The 16,726-nt window shown below is 66.4% G+C and carries 21 protein-coding genes and 3 tRNA genes; 8 read left to right on the top strand and 16 right to left on the bottom strand.

Translation table 11 applies throughout. The features are described from left to right. Nucleotides 1-24 precede the first annotated feature (24 nt). The 3 genes from VA603_RS08475 (at nucleotide 25) to VA603_RS08465 (ending at nucleotide 380) form a co-directional block, all read left to right on the top strand. Nucleotides 25-101: transfer RNA gene (locus tag VA603_RS08475), tRNA-Met, on the top strand. 27 nt (nucleotides 102-128) lie between these two features. Next, a tRNA-Gln gene (locus VA603_RS08470) sits at nucleotides 129-203 on the top strand. Nucleotides 204-305: 102 nt separating this feature from the next. Next, nucleotides 306-380 (top strand) — tRNA-Gln (locus VA603_RS08465). Nucleotides 381-555: 175 nt separating this feature from the next. On the opposite strand, the gene rpsI is transcribed toward VA603_RS08465, so the two are convergent. Together rpsI and rplM are read right to left on the bottom strand one after the other, a co-directional pair. Further along, the gene (gene rpsI, locus VA603_RS08460; protein WP_132863318.1) at nucleotides 556-948 is read right to left on the bottom strand and encodes a 30S ribosomal protein S9; all 393 of its coding nucleotides are present in this window, start codon (nucleotides 946-948) and stop codon (nucleotides 556-558) included. A gap of 2 nt (nucleotides 949-950) precedes the next feature. Next, nucleotides 951-1,379, bottom strand: coding sequence for a 50S ribosomal protein L13 (rplM, locus tag VA603_RS08455; RefSeq protein WP_323438521.1), 429 nt, complete (start codon nucleotides 1,377-1,379; stop codon nucleotides 951-953). 203 nt (nucleotides 1,380-1,582) lie between these two features. On the opposite strand from rplM, the gene coq7 reads away from it, so the two are divergent. Next, nucleotides 1,583-2,227 (top strand): 2-polyprenyl-3-methyl-6-methoxy-1,4-benzoquinone monooxygenase, encoded by a 645-nt coding sequence (coq7, locus tag VA603_RS08450; RefSeq protein ID WP_132863316.1) that lies wholly within the window; start codon nucleotides 1,583-1,585, stop codon nucleotides 2,225-2,227. Between the two features lie 173 nt (nucleotides 2,228-2,400). Here the strand turns inward: coq7 and VA603_RS08445 are convergent, their stop codons facing one another. Beyond that, nucleotides 2,401-2,715: a DMT family transporter gene (locus tag VA603_RS08445; RefSeq protein WP_132863314.1), complete on the bottom strand. Its 315-nt coding sequence runs from the start codon at nucleotides 2,713-2,715 to the stop codon at nucleotides 2,401-2,403. A 112-nt stretch (nucleotides 2,716-2,827) separates the two neighbouring features. After that, entirely contained in the window at nucleotides 2,828-3,622 is a 795-nt protein-coding gene (gene speD / locus VA603_RS08440; RefSeq protein ID WP_054667806.1) for an adenosylmethionine decarboxylase, read from the bottom strand. 177 nt (nucleotides 3,623-3,799) lie between these two features. Here speD and crp point away from each other — a divergent pair, with 177 nt between their 5' ends. After that, entirely contained in the window at nucleotides 3,800-4,489 is a 690-nt protein-coding gene (gene crp, locus VA603_RS08435; protein ID WP_132863313.1) for a cAMP-activated global transcriptional regulator CRP, read from the top strand. Between the two features lie 257 nt (nucleotides 4,490-4,746). After that, nucleotides 4,747-5,508 carry a sulfite exporter TauE/SafE family protein gene (locus tag VA603_RS08430; protein WP_323438520.1) on the top strand — a complete coding sequence of 254 codons (762 nt, stop codon included), beginning with the start codon at nucleotides 4,747-4,749 and terminating at the stop codon, nucleotides 5,506-5,508. A gap of 138 nt (nucleotides 5,509-5,646) precedes the next feature. Here VA603_RS08430 and VA603_RS08425 read toward each other — a convergent pair whose 3' ends face one another. From VA603_RS08425 to VA603_RS08370, 12 genes are all read right to left on the bottom strand, one after another. Next, nucleotides 5,647-6,369 (bottom strand): haloacid dehalogenase-like hydrolase, encoded by a 723-nt coding sequence (locus VA603_RS08425; protein WP_323438519.1) that lies wholly within the window; start codon nucleotides 6,367-6,369, stop codon nucleotides 5,647-5,649. Next, complete coding sequence (trpC, locus tag VA603_RS08420) at nucleotides 6,366-7,160, bottom strand: indole-3-glycerol phosphate synthase TrpC (protein WP_132863308.1); 795 nt, start codon at nucleotides 7,158-7,160, stop codon at nucleotides 6,366-6,368. The genes VA603_RS08425 and trpC overlap by 4 nt, the downstream gene beginning before the upstream one ends. A gap of 67 nt (nucleotides 7,161-7,227) precedes the next feature. Continuing rightward, nucleotides 7,228-8,265 (bottom strand): anthranilate phosphoribosyltransferase, encoded by a 1,038-nt coding sequence (gene trpD, locus VA603_RS08415; RefSeq protein WP_132863307.1) that lies wholly within the window; start codon nucleotides 8,263-8,265, stop codon nucleotides 7,228-7,230. A gap of 14 nt (nucleotides 8,266-8,279) precedes the next feature. Then, complete coding sequence (locus VA603_RS08410; protein ID WP_323438518.1) at nucleotides 8,280-8,792, bottom strand: DUF1543 domain-containing protein; 513 nt, start codon at nucleotides 8,790-8,792, stop codon at nucleotides 8,280-8,282. After that, the gene (locus VA603_RS08405) at nucleotides 8,789-9,436 is read right to left on the bottom strand and encodes a LysE family translocator (protein WP_313252959.1); all 648 of its coding nucleotides are present in this window, start codon (nucleotides 9,434-9,436) and stop codon (nucleotides 8,789-8,791) included. Before VA603_RS08405 ends, VA603_RS08410 begins: the two co-directional genes overlap by 4 nt. After that, complete coding sequence (locus tag VA603_RS08400) at nucleotides 9,436-10,020, bottom strand: anthranilate synthase component II (RefSeq protein WP_323438517.1); 585 nt, start codon at nucleotides 10,018-10,020, stop codon at nucleotides 9,436-9,438. The genes VA603_RS08405 and VA603_RS08400 overlap by 1 nt, the downstream gene beginning before the upstream one ends. Nucleotides 10,021-10,030: 10 nt before the next feature. Beyond that, complete coding sequence (locus VA603_RS08395; protein WP_425603679.1) at nucleotides 10,031-10,840, bottom strand: SIMPL domain-containing protein; 810 nt, start codon at nucleotides 10,838-10,840, stop codon at nucleotides 10,031-10,033. Between the two features lie 24 nt (nucleotides 10,841-10,864). After that, nucleotides 10,865-12,340: an anthranilate synthase component I gene (gene trpE / locus VA603_RS08390; RefSeq protein ID WP_132863297.1), complete on the bottom strand. Its 1,476-nt coding sequence runs from the start codon at nucleotides 12,338-12,340 to the stop codon at nucleotides 10,865-10,867. Nucleotides 12,341-12,525: 185 nt separating this feature from the next. Then, nucleotides 12,526-13,455 carry a lipid kinase YegS gene (gene yegS / locus VA603_RS08385; protein WP_323438516.1) on the bottom strand — a complete coding sequence of 310 codons (930 nt, stop codon included), beginning with the start codon at nucleotides 13,453-13,455 and terminating at the stop codon, nucleotides 12,526-12,528. Nucleotides 13,456-13,715: 260 nt separating this feature from the next. Beyond that, on the bottom strand, nucleotides 13,716-14,192 hold the full coding sequence (locus tag VA603_RS08380; protein ID WP_323438515.1) for a GNAT family N-acetyltransferase: 477 nt from the start codon (nucleotides 14,190-14,192) through the stop codon (nucleotides 13,716-13,718). An 18-nt stretch (nucleotides 14,193-14,210) separates the two neighbouring features. Next, nucleotides 14,211-14,885 (bottom strand): ribulose-phosphate 3-epimerase, encoded by a 675-nt coding sequence (gene rpe, locus VA603_RS08375; RefSeq protein WP_132863292.1) that lies wholly within the window; start codon nucleotides 14,883-14,885, stop codon nucleotides 14,211-14,213. An 11-nt stretch (nucleotides 14,886-14,896) separates the two neighbouring features. Then, nucleotides 14,897-15,226 carry a J domain-containing protein gene (locus VA603_RS08370; protein ID WP_132863290.1) on the bottom strand — a complete coding sequence of 110 codons (330 nt, stop codon included), beginning with the start codon at nucleotides 15,224-15,226 and terminating at the stop codon, nucleotides 14,897-14,899. Nucleotides 15,227-15,375: 149 nt separating this feature from the next. Between VA603_RS08370 and VA603_RS08365 the strand changes: the two genes are divergently transcribed. After that, nucleotides 15,376-16,302 (top strand): phosphoribosylaminoimidazolesuccinocarboxamide synthase, encoded by a 927-nt coding sequence (locus VA603_RS08365; protein ID WP_323438514.1) that lies wholly within the window; start codon nucleotides 15,376-15,378, stop codon nucleotides 16,300-16,302. A gap of 85 nt (nucleotides 16,303-16,387) precedes the next feature. Further along, a partial coding sequence (locus tag VA603_RS08360; protein ID WP_323438513.1) for an Mpo1 family 2-hydroxy fatty acid dioxygenase occupies nucleotides 16,388-16,726 on the top strand: 339 nt, incomplete at its 3' end.

The raw sequence follows: 16,726 nt of genomic DNA, 5'->3' as shown, positions 1-16,726 counted from the left end.
ACCACCAGAATTACCGGCTCCCAAGGCTATGTAGCTCAGCCGGTTAGAGCACAGCACTCATAATGCTGGGGTCGGTGGTTCGAGTCCACCCATAGCCACCATGGGAACGCAGGTTCCACCTGCACTACAGCCCCGTCGCCAAGCGGTAAGGCATCTGACTCTGACTCAGACATTCGGAGGTTCGAATCCTTCCGGGGCTGCCAGACACAAAAAGGCCTGATCGAAAGATCAGGCCTTTTCTGTTCCACCCTCTCGCGCCAATGCCCAACCAGCGGGCCGGATGTGCGATAATCGCGCTGCACCACAGCCCCGTCGCCAAGCGGTAAGGCATCTGACTCTGACTCAGACATTCGGAGGTTCGAATCCTTCCGGGGCTGCCAGACACGAAAGACCCGATCGAAAGATCGGGTCTTTTTTTATGCATCGACCGGGCCCGGAAGATTCCAGCAAGGCGGATACCCGCGCCGGATCCACACCCCGGAAACGACAAAAGCCCGGCCGAAGCCGGGCTTTTGCTTTCCCAGGGGGATTCCGAAGAATCCCAACCCAAGGCGATTAACGCTTGGAGAACTGGGTGGCGCGACGTGCCTTGTGCAGGCCGACCTTCTTACGCTCGACTTCACGGGCGTCGCGGGTCACGAAGCCAGCCTTGCGCAGTTCAACCTTCAGGGTTGCGTCGTACTCGACCAGAGCGCGCGCGATGCCCAGACGGATCGCACCGGCCTGGCCGGTGGTGCCGCCGCCAGCAGCGGTGGCGATGACGTCGAAGCTCTCGGTGTTCTTGGTCAGTTCCAGCGGCTGGCGCACGATCATGCGCGCGGTCTCACGGCCAAAGAACTCGTCCAGCGGACGGCCGTTGACGGTGATGTTGCCGGTGCCCTTGCGCAGGAACACGCGGGCGGTGGAGGACTTGCGGCGGCCAGTGCCGTAGTTTTGAGTGATAGCCATGATTAGATATCCAGAACCTGCGGCTGCTGTGCGGCGTGCGGATGCTCAGTGCCGGCGTAGACCTTGAGCTTGCGGTACATCTGACGACCCAGCGGGCCCTTCGGCAGCATGCCCTTGACCGCGATCTCGATCACGCGCTCCGGGTGACGCTCCAGCGCCTGCTCCAGGGTTTCGGTCTTCAGGTTGCCGATGTAGCCGGTGAAGCGATGGTACTTCTTGTCCTTCAGCTTCTTGCCGGTGACGGCGATCTTGTCGGCATTGATGACGACCAGGTAATCACCGGTGTCAACGTGCGGGGTGTAGGTCGGCTTGTGCTTGCCACGCAGGCGGCGAGCCAGCTCGGTGGACAGACGGCCCAGCGTCTTGCCGGCGGCGTCAACGAGGTACCAGTCGCGCTGGACGGTCTCGTTCTTTGCAGTGAAAGTGCTCATAAAGAACTCAAGGTAGGTCGGGCGGATTGCGGCGGAGGATCCCACCGGAACTTTGCCACGCGTTGTGAATGGTGAAACAGAAGCGCGGGATTGTACCGGGGTCGCCGGGCCGGCGCAAGTTATCCCCAACCCCTGGCCCGGGTGCCCTTGGCAGGCCAGGGACCAGGGGCGAGAATCGGGCCACCCCACTCCACCGGCCCGCCATGACCGCTGCCCGCATACAGACGCCCCTGGACCACCTGCTGACCGAAGCCCAGCGCGCCCTGGACACGGTGTTCGGCAATCCGCCGGCCGCACGCCCGAACCCGGCCGGCGACACCCCCGAGGTGGTGCTGGACGCCGCCGAAACCCGCCATGCAGCGGGCCTGATGCGGATCAACCATGTCGGCGAGGTCTGCGCCCAGGGCCTGTACTTCGGCCAGGCGGCGGTCGCCCGCGACCCGTCCACGCGCGAACACCTGCTGGCGGCCGCACAGGAGGAGACCGATCACCTGAGCTGGTGCGCCGATCGCCTGCGCGAACTGGGCAGCCGCCCCAGCCTGTTCAACCCGCTGTGGTATGCCGGCAGTTACACCATCGGCACCCTGGCCGGCCTGCGCGGGGATGGCTGGAACCTGGGGTTCGTGGTCGAGACCGAGCGCCAGGTCGAAGCGCACCTGGACGAGCACCTGGAGACCCTGCCGCCGGCCGACCAGCGCAGCCGCGAGATCCTGAAGGTGATGAAGCTCGACGAGGCCCGCCATGCCGAACACGCCGAGCATGCCGGCGCGCGCAAGCTGCCGTTCCCGATCCCCTCGGTGATGGCCCTGGCCTCCCGGGCGATGAAGTCGGTGGCGTATCGAATTTGAGACATTCGTCAGGGGGGGATACAGCCCGGTCGACCGGTGTCATGCCTCGCTGCGACATGTCGGTGAAGCCCATGCCGAGCGTGGCTCGGCATTCCCTGGATTCCGGGTAGGGCGCGCCATGACCCGCCGTGGCATGCCCGCAGAACCTGCCGGGCCCGGCTCGGCACTGCGGGTCAGCTGACCAGCTTCAGGCCGATGACACCGGAGACGATCAGCGCGATGCACAGCAGCCGCGGCCACGACGTGCTGTCGCCGAACAGCAGCATGCCGGCGATGGCCACGCCGATCGCGCCGATGCCCGTCCATACCGCATAGCCGGTGCCCACCGGAATGGTGCGCAGTGCCTGGGTCAACAGCCACAGGCTGATGCCGGCCATCACCACGGTGATCACGCTGGGCAGCGGCCGGGTGAAGCCTTCGCTGTATTTCAGGCCCAGTGCAAAGCCGATCTCGAACACGCCGGCGAGCAGCAGGTAGATCCAGGGCATCGTTGTTTTCCTCATTCAAGAACAAAGCGGCCCGGTACTTCCGCACCGGGCCGCCGTCGGTTTCGTTCTGCAGTGACTGCAGGGCGGGCCGTCCCGCCGGTGTTGCCTGTGCTTACTCGGCCAGGTTGCGGCCGTGGAAGAGCTCTTCGATCTCACGGCGCAGCAGCGCCTCGATCTTCATGCGTTCCTTGAACGACAGGTTCTTGGCCTTCTCTTCGAACAGGTACTGGTCCAGGTCGAAGTCCTTCAGGTGCATCTTCGTGTGGAAGATGTTTTCCTGGTAGACGTTGACGTCGAACATCTCGTAGCGCGACTTGATGTTCTTGGCCAGGAAGTTCTGGATCGAGTTGATCTTGTGGTCGATGAAGTGCTTCTTGCCCTTCACGTCACGGGTGAAGCCACGCACGCGGTAATCCATGATCACGATGTCCGATTCCAGACTCTCGATCAGGTAGTTCAGTGCCTTCAGCGGCGAGATCACGCCACAGGTGGCCACGTCGATGTCGGCACGGAACGTGGCGATACCTTCCTGCGGATGGGTCTCCGGGTAGGTATGCACGGTGATGTGCGACTTGTCCATGTGCGCGACCACGGCGTCGGAGATCAGCTCCTTGCCGGCGGCCTTCTTGTCGATCACCGGTTCCTCGGAAATGAGGATCGTGACCGATGCACCCTGCGGGTCATAATCCTGACGCGCGATGTTGAGGATGTTTGCGCCGATGATCTCGGCCACATCGGTGAGAATCTGCGTGAGACGATCGGCGTTGTATTCCTCGTCGATGTACTCGATATAACGCTGGCGCTCCTCTTCGGTACGCGCATAGCAGACGTCATAGATGTTGAAGCTCAGGGCCTTGGTGAGGTTGTTGAATCCTTGCAACCTCAGGCGAGGCAAAGGCTTGACCACGGCGGTCGATCCTGTAGATGGTGGAAAGCGCGAATTATGGGGCAAAGTTCCCCCCCGCGATACGGTTCCCACGTAAGGCCGTTTGCCCCTTATGATCGGGCTCGTTAAGCTTGCCCATTAAGCAAGTTCATTCTTTTTGTGAACTCCGTCAAGTTCATTCATTTATGGACTCCAAACATGAGCCCTGGGAACACAAACACTGTGACCAATGTGCGCCTCGCCTCCAGCCCGCTTGCGCTGGATATCGCGACCATCGACCGCTTCCTGGCCCATAGCCACCGCCGGCGCTATCCGGCCCGCACCGATGTGTTCCGCCCGGGCGACCCCGCCGGGACCATGTACTACGTGGTCAGCGGCTCGGTCAGCATCATCGCCGAGGAGGAAGATGACCGGGAGCTGGTGCTGGGCTACTTCGGCGCCGGCGAGTTCGTCGGCGAAATGGGCCTGTTCATCGAGTCGGAAAAGCGTGAAGTCATCCTGCGTACCCGCACGCCGTGCGAGCTGGCCGAAATCAGCTACGAGCGGCTGCACCAGCTGTTCCTGGGGCCGCTGTCCACCGACGCGCCGAAGCTGCTGTACGCCATCGGCTCGCAGATCTCCCGCCGGCTGCTGCACACCAGCCGCAAGGCCAGCCGCCTGGCCTTCCTGGACGTGACCGACCGCATCGTCCGCACCCTGCACGACCTGGCCAAGGAGCCGGAGTCGATGAGCCATCCGCAGGGCACCCAGCTGCGCGTCTCCCGCCAGGAGATCGCCCGACTGGTCGGCTGCTCCCGTGAAATGGCCGGGCGCGTGCTGAAGAAGCTGCAGGCCGACGGGCTGCTGCATGCCCGCGGCAAGACCGTGGTCCTGTACGGAACGCGCTGAGCCCGACCCACCCCACCCGATGTTTGCTACAGGGGGCGAACATTGGGCGCCCCGTTGAATCTCACACCCTCACGCCCTTTGCCGCAAAGGGCCGACAGGTCCATCGCGCCGACAACCGCACCGCCCACGGTCGCTTGCCCGTAGGCCACGACCACGACGTTGCCGGAGCGTTACCCCCGGCCCGCCACTGTCACTGAAGCCGGTCAGCCTGGGCGCTGCACCTTGACCTGCCCTGCCCCAGCCCGCAGGCTCAGGGAATGGAATTCGGCACCGAGTTTTACTGGTTCATCCTGATCGGCCTGGGCGCCCAACTCGTGGACGGCGCGCTGGGGATGGCGTTCGGACTGATTTCGTCCTCGGTCCTGCTGAGCATGGGGCTGCCACCGGCGGCGGTCAGCGCCAGCATCCATACCGCCGAGGTGTTCACCACCGGCGCGTCCGGGGTCTCGCACCTGGTCGCCGGCAACGTCGACAAGCGGCTGTTCCTGCGCCTGGCCGTGTCCGGCGCGGTCGGCGGGGCGATCGGGGCCTATGTGCTCACCCAGCTGCCCGGCGAGGTGGTCCGGCCGTTCATCTATCTTTACCTGCTGGTGCTGGCGGTCTTCATCCTGGCCCGTGCGGCCGGCAGGTTCGCACCGCGCCAGGAAGTGAAGCGGGTACCGGTGCTGGGCTTCTTCGCCGGCCTGCTGGACGCCAGCGGTGGCGGCGGCTGGGGCCCGGTGGCCACCTCCACCCTGCTGGCCCGCGGCGGGCAGGCGCGCACCACCATCGGCTCGGTCAACGCGGCCGAATTCGTGGTGACGCTGTCGATCTCGATCACCTTCCTGCTCTCGATGGGGCTGCAGCACCTGTCCATCGTCGCCGGCCTGCTGGTCGGCGGGATGATGGCCGCGCCGGTGGCGGCGCTGCTGGTGAAGCGGGTCAAGGAGCGCTGGGTGCTGGTCGCCGTGGGCGTGCTGGTGCTGTCGATCAGCCTGTTCCAGATCGGCATGGCGGTGATGAAGCTGCGCGCCGGCTGAGCACAGAAGCCGCACATCCGCGCGTTGCGCACCTCGCTGCGCGCCCCGGCCACGCACTGCGCGCGTGGCGTTCGGCCATGCACGGGCCAACGGCTCGCAAGCCGCATGCCTTCACCCCGCGCGGGGGAATGCCGTTCGTTACTTCGGCAGCGGATCGCCGCCGCGGCCGACGCAGCCCCAGTTGAGGATCGGCGTGCCGGCCGGCAGCACCTTGCCGAAGTACGCCACGCGCGAATGCTTGGGATTGACCACCACCGGGGCCTTGGCGGCCTTGAGCAGCGGCAGGTCGGCGGTGCTGTCCGAATAGGCGATGGCGATGTCGCCATAGCCGCGCTCGCGCAGCATGCGCATCTTTTCCTCGTTGTGGCAGTGGCGGGTGGCACCCACCGCGCCCAGGCGCGGGCCAACCTCGCTGCCGATCACCGGCACGCCCTGCTGGGCGACGAAGGCCAGGATGGCGCGGGCAAGTTCCGGTGGCGCGCCGGTGGCCACCACCACCCGGTCGCCGGCACGGCGATGGGCGGCAAACACGTCCAGCGCGTGCGGCAGCAGCTTGCGGCGGATTTCCGCCTCGTGCCTGAGCACGTACTGGTCGATCACGCTGTTGAACTCGCGTGCCTTGTGCAGGCCGAAGGTGGCCACCCACACATAGGCGGAGATCCCGATGCGGCGGGTCGGCAGCATCGCCACCAGCGGGCCGGCGATGGGCGTGATCAGCAGCGCGGCCAGCATCCGCAGCGGGTTGCGCTTGATCAGCCAGGTGAACAGGTGGCTGCCGGAATCACCGTCGTAGAGCGTGTGATCGAAATCGAAGACGACCAGCGGGGCATCGTCGCGGGGAACAGGATAGGACTCGGTCATGCCGGGAAGAATAGCTGACGCAGGCCCTCGCCCGGCTCTTCGACCCGCATGAAGGCCTCACCGACCAGGAAGGCATTGACGCCTGCCCCGCGCATGGTCGCCACGTCGGCCGGGCCGAGGATGCCGCTTTCGGTGACCAGCAGGCGGTCACGCGGCACCGCATCCTTCATCGCCAACGTGGTCTGCAGCGAGACCTCGAAGGTGCGCAGGTTGCGGTTGTTGATGCCCACCAGCGGCACCGGTACCTGGATGGCACGCTCCAGCTCGTCGATGTCATGCACCTCGACCAGCACGTCCATGCCCAGCTGCATCGCCAGGTCGGACAGTTCGGCCAGTTGGCGGTCATCCAGCGCCGAGACGATCAGCAGGATGCAGTCGGCACCCAGCACGCGCGCCTCGACCACCTGGTAGGGGTCGATGACGAAATCCTTGCGCAGCACCGGCAGCGTGCAGGCCTCGCGCGCTTCCTGCAGGTAGGCGTCGGCGCCCTGGAAGAAGTCCACGTCGGTCAGCACCGACAGGCAGCTGGCGCCGCCGAACTCGTAGCTCACCGCGATCTCGCCCGGGCGGAAGTCCGGGCGGATCACGCCCTTGGATGGGCTGGCCTTCTTGACCTCGGCGATCACCGCCGGGTCGCCGTTGGCGATGGCCGCCTGCAGCGCATTGGCGAAGCCGCGCACCGGCGAGGCGTCGGCCACGCGCGCCTTCAACTCGGCCAGCGGCACGCGGGCGCTGCGCTGCGCCACCTCCTGCGACTTGCGGGCGAGGATGGTGTTGAGGATGTCGCTCATGGTTCTGCTTCCTGGAAGACGGGCGTTGCGGGCGCGGGTGATCGGGAGGACCGGGGCGAGCCGGGGTTCAAATGACAGCGGCCAGCCGGCGCGTGGCGGCCACGTACTGTTCCATACGGGCGCGGGCACTGCCATCGGCGATCACCGCGCGGGCACGGGCCAGGCCATCGGCGATGCTGTCGGCCACGCCGGCCACGTACAGCGCCGCGCCGGCATTGAGCGCGACGATGTCATTGGCCGGGCCCGGCACATTGTCGAGCACGCCGCGCAGCATGGCGATGGACTCTTCCGGGTTGGTGACCTTCAGGTTGCGGCTGGCGGACATGGCGATGCCGAAGTCCTCCGGATGGATCTCGTACTCGCGCACCTTGCCATCGCGCAGTTCGCCGACCAGCGTGCCGGCCCCCAGCGAGATCTCGTCCATGTTGTCGCGTCCCCACACCACCAGCGCGCGCTCGGCACCAAGCTCGCGCAGCACGCGCGCCTGGATGCCGACCAGGTCGGGATGGAACACACCCATCAGGATGTTGGTGGCCCCGACCGGGTTGGTCAGCGGGCCAAGGATGTTGAAGATGGTGCGCACGCCCATCTCGCGGCGCACCGGTGCCACCACCTTCATCGCCGGGTGGTGCATCGGCGCGAACATGAAGCCGATGCCGGTCTGCTCGATGGCCTGCGCGACCTGCCCCGGGTTGAGTTCGATGATCGCGCCCAGCGCCTCCACCGCATCGGCGCTGCCGGACTTGGAGGACACGCTGCGGTTGCCGTGCTTGGCCACCTTGGCGCCGGCCGCGGCCACCACGAACATCGAGCAGGTGGAGATGTTGAAGGTATGCGAGCCATCGCCGCCGGTGCCGACGATGTCGACCAGGTGGGTCTTGTCCTGCACCGCCACCGGCAACGCGAACTCGCGCATCACCGTGGCCGCGCCGGCGATCTCACCGACCGTCTCCTTCTTCACCCGCAAGCCGGTGAGGATGGCCGCGGTCATGGTCGGCGAGACTTCCCCGCGCATGATCTGGCGCATCAGGTCGACCATCTCGTCGAAGAAGATCTCGCGGTGCTCGATGGTGCGTTGCAGGGCTTCCTGCGCGGTGAGGGTCATGACAACTCCAGGAATCAGGAAATAACGATGTAGTCGCTTTGGCTGTGGATGCCGGCATGCGGGCCCGGCAGCAGCTGCACGTGCAGGCCGCCGATCGGGCCGACCGGCAGGCAGCTGTCCACGTCCAGCAGCGCGTCACGGTGCGGCTTGATCCACTCCGCTTCGGCCTGCGCCAGCGCCTTGCGCTTGGCATCGACGCTGTCGCCGGCGACCACCAGCAGGTAGCGATGGGCCTCGCCGAACTCGCCGGCAACGTAGCCACCGAGGTTCACGAAGTACAGCCGGGGTGCCTCGGCGGCGGGCGCTTCGGTGGACAGGCGCACCTGCCACTGCTCCACCCCATCGACGGTCATCCACGAATCCAGGTGCAGCCCTGCCGCATCGCCGAACCATTGCTGGCGCAGCTGCGGGTAGCTCTGCTCGATGCTGGGTGCCACGGCGAACACGACGTCGTGCACTTCGGTGTTGGCGCGGGCATGGCGCCCACCCAGCATCACCACGAACAAGCGCAGGTCGGCATCACTCACGGCACCGGCCTCGCGCTCAATGCCAGGCGCACGCCAAAGCCGATGAACAGCACGCCGGCCACCTTGTCCAGCCACTGCATGCCGCGCGCGGCCCAGCGACTGCTGCGCATGCGGTCGGCCGCCAGCACGTAGAGCGCGGTGATCGGCAGCGCGTTGACGGTGAAGATCAGCCCGAGCATGGCGAAGGCCAGCGTCTTGTTCTGCACCGACGGCGAGATGAACTGCGGCAGGAAGGCCAGGAAGAACAGCACCACCTTCGGGTTCAGCACATTGGTCAGGAAGCCACCGGCGAACACCTGCCACCACGAGCCCGCGCCGCCGCCGGCATCCACGCCTTGTTGCAGGGTGTCCGCGCCGCCCTTGGCCAGCAGCAGGCGCACGCCTACCCACAGCAGGTAGGCGGCGCCGACGCCCTTGACCACCATGAACAACGTCGCCGAAGTGGCCAGCAGCACGCCCAGCCCCAGTGATGCCAGCGCCACGTGGACCAGGCAACCGGTGCTGATGCCGGCCACCGCGGCAAAGCCGGCACGGCGCCCGCCACGCAGCGAACGGCTGATGATGTAAAGCACGTCCGGGCCCGGGGTCAGGTTCAGCACCCAGCCGGCCAGCATGAACAACAGCAGCTGGGACGGCTCGATCATCATGCCGTGCGGTCCAGGAAGTTCTTCATCAGCGCATGGCCGTGCTGGGTGAGGATGGATTCGGGATGGAACTGCACGCCTTCCACGGGATACCGGCGATGGCGCAGGCCCATGATTTCCTCCATCGAGCCGTCCGGGTTCTCGGTCCAGGCGGTGATCTCCAGCTCGGCCGGCAGCGTGGCCTTGTCCACCACCAGCGAGTGGTAGCGGGTGGCCTCGTAGCGGTCCGGCAGACCGGCGAACACGCCCTTGCCCTCGTGCCGGATCGGCGAGGTCTTGCCGTGCATGATGTTGCTGGCGCGGATCACGTCACCGCCGTACACCTGACCAATGCTCTGGTGGCCCAGGCACACGCCGAACACCGGGATGCTCGGGCCGAGCTGGCGGATCACCTCCAGCGACACGCCGGCTTCGTTGGGCGTCTTCGGCCCTGGCGAGACCACGATGTGCGACGGCTTGAGCGCGGCGATCTGCTCGACGCTCATCACGTCATTGCGCACCACCTTCACATCGGCACCGAGCATCTGCAGGTACTGCACGAGGTTGAAGGTGAAGCTGTCGTAGTTGTCGATCATCAACAGCATGGAAATAGGCTCATTGGGCGATCAGGAAGATCGCGTAGACATTTTCGGAAAGGGTGAGACTGCCGGCTTCCAGAGACTCCGAGAAAAAGCCATCTGCCGCGCGCGCATTGACTGCAAGGTCGGTTGGCGGCACAGGCGGCGATGGCAATCCGCCGGAGCCGCGCTCAAGTGGCCACGTGCCCGCTTGAACGCCATAGGCAAAGCTCGGCGCCACCTCGGAAATGGTGTACAGCCCACCCAGGCGCACACCGTAGGACTCGGCAAGCCTGCGCGCAGTCTCCCGCGTCTGTTCAGCCGCCTGGCGCTTCAGCCCGGCACGCACCTTGGCCTCATCCTTGAAGCCGGTGGTGATGCCGGACACCTGCAGCTCTTCGCTGGTCTTCAAGCTGGCGAGCAGGTGCCGCACATCCTCCAGCGAACCGAACTTCGCCGACAGCGAACGCTCGACCTTGGTCCCCACGAACACCTGTGCATTGTTTTCGTATCGATACTCCGGCCCGATACTCAGCGCCGATGCCTGCACGCTCTCGCTCAGCGCATGCTGTGCCTTGAATGCTGCCAGCACCTGCGCGGCGTTGGCCTGCGCTTTCTCTCTCGCCACCGAGGGGGCTTTGTCGATCGAACGCAGGACGATGCTGATCCCGAACTGATCCGGGACCACTTCCTGGCTGGCCTGCCCCTTCACCAGCAGGTGCGGTTGCGACGGCAGGCTATTGACCTGCGCCATGCCGGCCAACGGCAGCATCAACAGCACGGTGAAAAGAAAACGCGGCACTATCCGTGGCATCAACGTATCTCCTTGATGGTCGAAGTCAGACATCCGGGGAACGACAGAAGGCAGGCATCACAGCCCCTTCGCCGCCTGCGCCACCGCGCGGAACAACGCACGGCCCTTGTTCATGGTTTCGTGCCACTCGGCATCCGGGTCGGAGTCGTAGACCACGCCGCCACCGGCCTGTACGTACAGGTGGCCGTCCTGGATCACCGCGGTGCGGATGGCGATGGCGGTGTCGGCATCACCGTGCCAGCCGATGTAACCGACCGCGCCGGAGTACACGTTGCGCTTGACCGGCTCCAGCTCGCGGATGATCTCCAGCGCACGGATCTTCGGCGCGCCGCTGACGGTGCCGGCCGGGAAGGTCGCGCGCAACACATCGCTGTAGCTCAACCCGGCCTTCAGCGTGCCGGTGACTTCGCTGACGATGTGCATGACGTGGCTGTAGCGCTCGATCACGAACTGCTCGCCCACCTTGACCGTACCGGGCTCGGCGATGCGACCGACGTCGTTGCGGCCCAGGTCGATCAGCATCACGTGCTCGGCGCGTTCCTTCGGATCGGCCAACAGCTCGGCCTCCAGCGCCTGGTCCAGTTCCGGGGTGGCGCCACGCGGGCGGGTGCCGGCGATCGGGCGCACGGTGACCACGCCATCGCGCAGGCGCGCCAGGATCTCCGGCGAGGAACCCACCACCTGGGTGCCACCGACATCGATGAAGTACATGTACGGCGACGGGTTCAACGCGCGCAGCGCGCGGTACACGTCGATCGGGCGCGCGCGGAACGGCACCCGCAGGCGCTGGCTGGGCACCACCTGGAAGATGTCGCCGGCGCGCACGTACTCCTGCGCCTTGCGCACCACGTCGTGGTACTGCTCGCGGGTGAAGGAGGACTTGAAGTCCTGCTCGTCGATCGCATCGGACACCTGCGCCTGCGGGTAGCCGGCGCCGCCCTGACGCAGCCGGTGCGCCAGTTCGTCGAGGCGACGGTTGGCGCGCGCCCACGCCTGCGGCTGTGATGGATCGGCATGCACGATCAGGTACAGCCGGCCCTTGAGGTTGTCGAACACCGCCAGCTCTTCGGAGAGCATCAGCAGGATGTCCGGCGTGCCCAGCTCGTCAGGCTTGTCGCCGGCACCCAGGTGCGGCTCGATGTACTGGATGCATTCAAAGCCGAACCAGCCGACCAGGCCACCGGTGAAGCCCGGCAGGCCTTCGAACTGCGGCACCGAATGCTGGGCGCGCAGCACCTCCACCTCGGCCAACGGGTCAGCGACGTCGCGGCGCTCGATCACCTCGCCCAGCTCGCTGGTCTCCAGCGTGTGGCCACGGAAGCTGTAGATGCGGCGGGCCGGCAGGCCGATGATGGAATAGCGCCCGAAGCGCTCGCCGCCTTCGACCGATTCGAACAGATAGGTGAACGGGCCGTCGGCGAGCTTGAGGTAAACCGAGAGCGGCGTGTCCAGGTCGGACAGCACTTCGCGGACGACGGGGATGCGGGTGTGGCCTTCAGCGGCCTGCTGCTGGAACTGCTCTTGCGAGATCAAGACGGCTTTCCTTCCGGGAAACGACGGTGGCGGGACGGACGACGGCAACGGGCCACCATCGCCACCAGCGGCGAGCGGAAGAAAGGGAACGCTTGGTCGTCAGAATGGGCACCGGGCAACTCTACCGCAAGAATGGGCCGCGGTGTGCGTCCGCAGCATGATCCATTGCTTGCAACGGAAACGGTTCATCCGGACAGCAGGGGGGTGTGAGCCGGCAGATGCATCCGTACCCGCCCCGCCTCGCAGCGCACATGGAAACGGCGCGCCTGCAGGGGTTCGCCGTCCAGGTTGAGGGTCATCGGCCGCTCGGCCTCGATCCAGACCTCACGCAGCCGGGCGCGTTCGGCCACCTGTTCCAGTGCAGCGTGCTTGCCGTCGCTGAACAGGGTGCCCAGGGTCGACACCAGCTCCCCGGACAGCTCGGGAACCACGGTCAGCTCCAGCAGGCCGTCATCCAGCACCGCGTCCGGGCACAGCACCTGGCCGCCACCGGCCTGGCGACCGTTGCCCAGGCCCAGCGCGATGAAGCCGCCTTCCCACTGGAAGCCCTCGCCATGGATGCGGGCGCGGATCGGCTCGATCCTGCCCAGCCGGGCGATGCCGGTGATGACGTAAGCCAGGCCGCCGAGCATCTTCTTCAGGCCGTCGTGGGTCTCCACCGTGACCTCGGTGCCGAAGCCACCGCTGGCCAGGTTGGCGCACCAATGCACCGCACCGTCGCCGTCCACCTGCAACAGGTCGATCGGCCGTGCGCCGCTGCTGCTGATCAGATCCAGCGCCGCCAATGGCTCGACCGGGATGCCCGTTGCCGTGGCGAAGTCGTTGGCCGTGCCCAGCGGCAACAGTGACAGCGCCGGCAAGGCGGCCGCTGCTTCGCCGGTATGCGCCAGTGCCTCGGCCACCTCGCTCAAGGTGCCATCCCCGCCGCCGGCAACGATCACCGCCGCATCCGCGGCGATGGCTTCGTGCACGTAACGCTCCGCATCACCGGCTTCCCAGGTCACCCGTACCAACAGTGGTTGGCCACGGTCACGTACGCGCGCGACCGCATCGCGCACGGCGTCATCGCCGGCGGACTTGCCGTTGAGGATCAGGAACCAGGGGGGCGTTGGCATGCGGCTCTCCATCGAAGGCGCGCAGGCTATCAGGCACCGGCAATGCATCCGGTGAATGTCACATGCCCGTCATCAACTCCCCGGAGAATGGGAGTCCATAGCAAGGACGACGGATGGAGGCAGGATCAGCCTCCGAATGAATTCCCCGGCCGCAGTGGCAGCACTGCGGCTTTCTTTTTGCCCCGCCCGGCAGCGCGCAGCCCTGCTGCACCGGACATGGCCGGGAAGGCCGATGCCGCGCACGGCCCCGGCACTCTCCCTCATTCGGATTGGGCGAACTGCCGCAGGGCATCCCCCTGCAGGCGGTAGACCGTCCATTCGTCCTGCGGCAACGCGCCGGCGGCGCGGTAGAACGCGATGGCCGGCGTGTTCCAATCCAGCACCGACCATTCGAAGCGCCCACAGCCCTGCGCCACCGCCAACCGCGCGATGTGCTTGAGCAGCGCCTTGCCGGCACCGCTGCCACGCTGCTCCGGGCTCACGTACAGGTCTTCCAGGTAGATGCCGTTGCGGCCGAGCCACGTGGAATAGTTGTAGAAGAACACCGCGTAGCCGATGGCCTGCCCGTCACGCTCGCACACCAGCGCCTGCGCCTTGGCGTCCGGCCCGAACAGGCTGGCGCGGATGCCGGCCTCGTCGGTCTGCACCGAGGATTCGGCTTTCTCGTAGATGGCCAGCTCGCGGATGAAATGCAGGATCAGGCCTGCGTCATCGGCGGTGGCCGGACGGATCTGCAAGCCGCGCGCAGCCACGGGTCAGCCCCGCGCCGCCGCGACGTTGCCGCGCATCTTCGCGATCACCTCGGCATAGTCCGGCGCATTGAAGATGGCCGAACCGGCGACGAAGGCATCGGCACCGGCGGCGGCGATCTGCCCGATGTTGTCGGCCTTCACGCCACCGTCCACTTCCAGCAGCACCGGCTTGCCGAGCTTGTCGATCATCGCGCGCACCGCGCGCAGCTTGTCCAGCGTGGACGGGATGAAGGCCTGGCCACCGAAGCCCGGGTTGACCGACATCAGCAGCACCAGGTCCAGGTCTTCCAGCACCCAGTCCAGCACTTCCACCGGGGTGGCCGGGTTCAGCACCAGGCCGGCCTTGCAGCCGTGCGACTTGATCAGCTGGATGGTGCGGTGCACGTGCCGGCTGGCCTCCGGGTGGAAGCTGATCAGGCTGGCACCGGCCTCGGCGAAGTCCGGCACGATGCGGTCCACCGGCTCGACCATCAGGTGCACGTCGATGGGCGCGGTCACGCCATGCTTGCGCAGCGCCTGGCAGACCATCGGGCCGATGGTCAGGTTGGGCACGTAATGGTTGTCCATCACGTCGAAATGGACCCAGTCGGCACCGGCGGCGATGACGTTGTCGACCTCCTCGCCCAGCTTGGCGAAGTTGGCCGACAGGATGGACGGGGCGATGATGCAGTTGGACATGGGAAAGCCTTTCAGCGCTTGCGCAGGGTTTTGATGCGGTCGTAGGCGGCGTTGATCTGCCGCGCCTTCTTTTCGGCCTGTTCGCGCAGTTCAGGCGCGGCGCCGGCCACTTTGTCGGGGTGGTACTGGGAGATCAGGCGGCGGTAGGCCAGGTCGATCTCGGCGTCGGTGGCGTCGCGGGTGACCCCCAGTTCACGGTACGGGAGGTCCTTGCCCAGCTTGAACCAGTCACTGTCGAAGGCATGCCCCAGCAACAGGCCGATCACCGCGCCAAACAGCGGATTGGGCCTGAAAAGCAGGGCCCCGGCGATGAAACCAAGCAGTTTTCCGTACCAGCGCATGGGCGGGGTGGCGATTCAGGGCGGGCGGGCCCTGCATTTTATGCCACAGCGGCCCAATCCGGCTTTACACTAGGCCGCCCGCCGTCCTGCCGCGGGCCCCAAGGGTCCCTCCGTGCCGGCGGCTTCATAGCCAAGTCCCAGGAGTGCCCGTGCCAACCACGCTGTTGCAATCCGATCTTCCCGGCCTGCCCTTGCGCCATCGCGGCAAGGTGCGTGATGTGTTTGATATCCCGCGCGAACGCCTGCCTGCCGGTACTCCCCCGGGCGACTACCTGCTGATCGTGGCCACCGACCGCCTGTCCGCGTTCGACGTGGTGCTGCCCGACCCGATCCCGGGCAAGGGCGAGATGCTGTGCCAGGTCTCCAACTTCTGGTTCGCCAAGACCGCCCACCTGATGCCCAACCACCTGACCGGCATCGACGTGGCCAGCGTGCTGCCCGAAGGCGTGGACCCGGCGCTGTACGCCAAGCGCGCGGTGGTGACCAAGAAGCTCAAGCCGGTCCCGGTGGAAGCCATCGCCCGTGGCTACCTGATCGGCAGTGGCTGGAAGGACTACCAGCGCACCGGCAAGATCAGTGGCATCCAGCTGCCCAATGGCCTGCAGCAGGCCGAGAAGCTGCCGGAGCCGATCTTCACCCCGTCCACCAAGGCCGCCGTCGGTGACCACGACGAGAACATCGACTTCGACGCGATGGTCAAGGCGGTCGGCGCTGACCTGGCCGAGAAGGTGCGTGACGCCACCCTGCGCATCTACAAGTTCGCCGCCGAGTACGCGGCCGAGCGCGGCATCCTGCTGGCCGACACCAAGTTCGAGTTCGGCACCGACGCCGACGGCCGCCTGTACATCATGGACGAGATGCTGACCCCGGATTCCTCGCGCTACTGGCCGGCCGACGAGTACCAGGTGGGCATCAGCCCGCCCAGCTACGACAAGCAGTTCGTCCGCGATTACCTGGAGACGCTGGACTGGGGCAAGACCGCGCCGGGCCCGACGCTGCCGGCCGAGGTGATCGGGTGTACCCGCGACAAATACGCCGAGGCACTGCAGAAGCTGGCCGGGATCCACCTCGACTGATCCCGCCCCGGGGGCGCGCCTGGGCAACCATGCGCGTCCGTAGGGAAGGCGCGCTATGCTCTGCCGGCCACATCCGGGAGGGAGTATGGACATGAGTACCGCGCGTCCGGTGGACCGCTATTTCGCCAGTTACTCCGGCGACCACCGCAATGAAACCAACCAGGCCATCCACGTGGTCGCGGTGCCGGCCATCCTGTGGTCGGTGATCGCCCTGCTGTGGTGCATCCCGCCGTTGATGCCCTGGTTCCAGCACGGGATCTGGGCCGCCCTGGCCATGTTCGGCACCTGGGCCTACTACAACCGCCTGTCCCGCCCGCTGGGCATCGGCATGCTGTTCCTGTTCTTCGTCAGCGGCTGCCTATGCCGCCTGCTGGAAGACCGGCTGGGCATCCCGATGCTGCTGCGCATCGCCATCGGCGTGTTC

Origin of the sequence: Stenotrophomonas capsici (assembly GCF_034961085.1) — a bacterium.
GTDB classification, from domain to species: Bacteria; Pseudomonadota; Gammaproteobacteria; order Xanthomonadales; family Xanthomonadaceae; genus Stenotrophomonas; species Stenotrophomonas capsici.
This window is presented reverse-complemented; position numbering and strand designations above follow the sequence as displayed.

Bases quoted from the DNA above. Each gene is read 5' to 3' on its own strand.
- rpsI (WP_132863318.1), bottom strand. From the start codon at position 948: ATGGCTATCACTCAAAACTACGGCACTGGCCGCCGCAAGTCCTCCACC.
- rplM (WP_323438521.1), bottom strand. From the start codon at position 1,379: ATGAGCACTTTCACTGCAAAGAACGAGACCGTCCAGCGCGACTGGTAC.
- coq7 (WP_132863316.1), top strand. From the start codon at position 1,583: ATGACCGCTGCCCGCATACAGACGCCCCTGGACCACCTGCTGACCGAA.
- VA603_RS08445 (WP_132863314.1), bottom strand. From the start codon at position 2,715: ATGCCCTGGATCTACCTGCTGCTCGCCGGCGTGTTCGAGATCGGCTTT.
- crp (WP_132863313.1), top strand. From the start codon at position 3,800: ATGAGCCCTGGGAACACAAACACTGTGACCAATGTGCGCCTCGCCTCC.
- VA603_RS08430 (WP_323438520.1), top strand. From the start codon at position 4,747: ATGGAATTCGGCACCGAGTTTTACTGGTTCATCCTGATCGGCCTGGGC.
- VA603_RS08425 (WP_323438519.1), bottom strand. From the start codon at position 6,369: ATGACCGAGTCCTATCCTGTTCCCCGCGACGATGCCCCGCTGGTCGTC.
- trpC (WP_132863308.1), bottom strand. From the start codon at position 7,160: ATGAGCGACATCCTCAACACCATCCTCGCCCGCAAGTCGCAGGAGGTG.
- trpD (WP_132863307.1), bottom strand. From the start codon at position 8,265: ATGACCCTCACCGCGCAGGAAGCCCTGCAACGCACCATCGAGCACCGC.
- VA603_RS08405 (WP_313252959.1), bottom strand. From the start codon at position 9,436: ATGATCGAGCCGTCCCAGCTGCTGTTGTTCATGCTGGCCGGCTGGGTG.
- VA603_RS08400 (WP_323438517.1), bottom strand. From the start codon at position 10,020: ATGCTGTTGATGATCGACAACTACGACAGCTTCACCTTCAACCTCGTG.
- VA603_RS08395 (WP_425603679.1), bottom strand. From the start codon at position 10,840: ATGTCTGACTTCGACCATCAAGGAGATACGTTGATGCCACGGATAGTG.
- yegS (WP_323438516.1), bottom strand. From the start codon at position 13,455: ATGCCAACGCCCCCCTGGTTCCTGATCCTCAACGGCAAGTCCGCCGGC.
- rpe (WP_132863292.1), bottom strand. From the start codon at position 14,885: ATGTCCAACTGCATCATCGCCCCGTCCATCCTGTCGGCCAACTTCGCC.
- VA603_RS08370 (WP_132863290.1), bottom strand. From the start codon at position 15,226: ATGCGCTGGTACGGAAAACTGCTTGGTTTCATCGCCGGGGCCCTGCTT.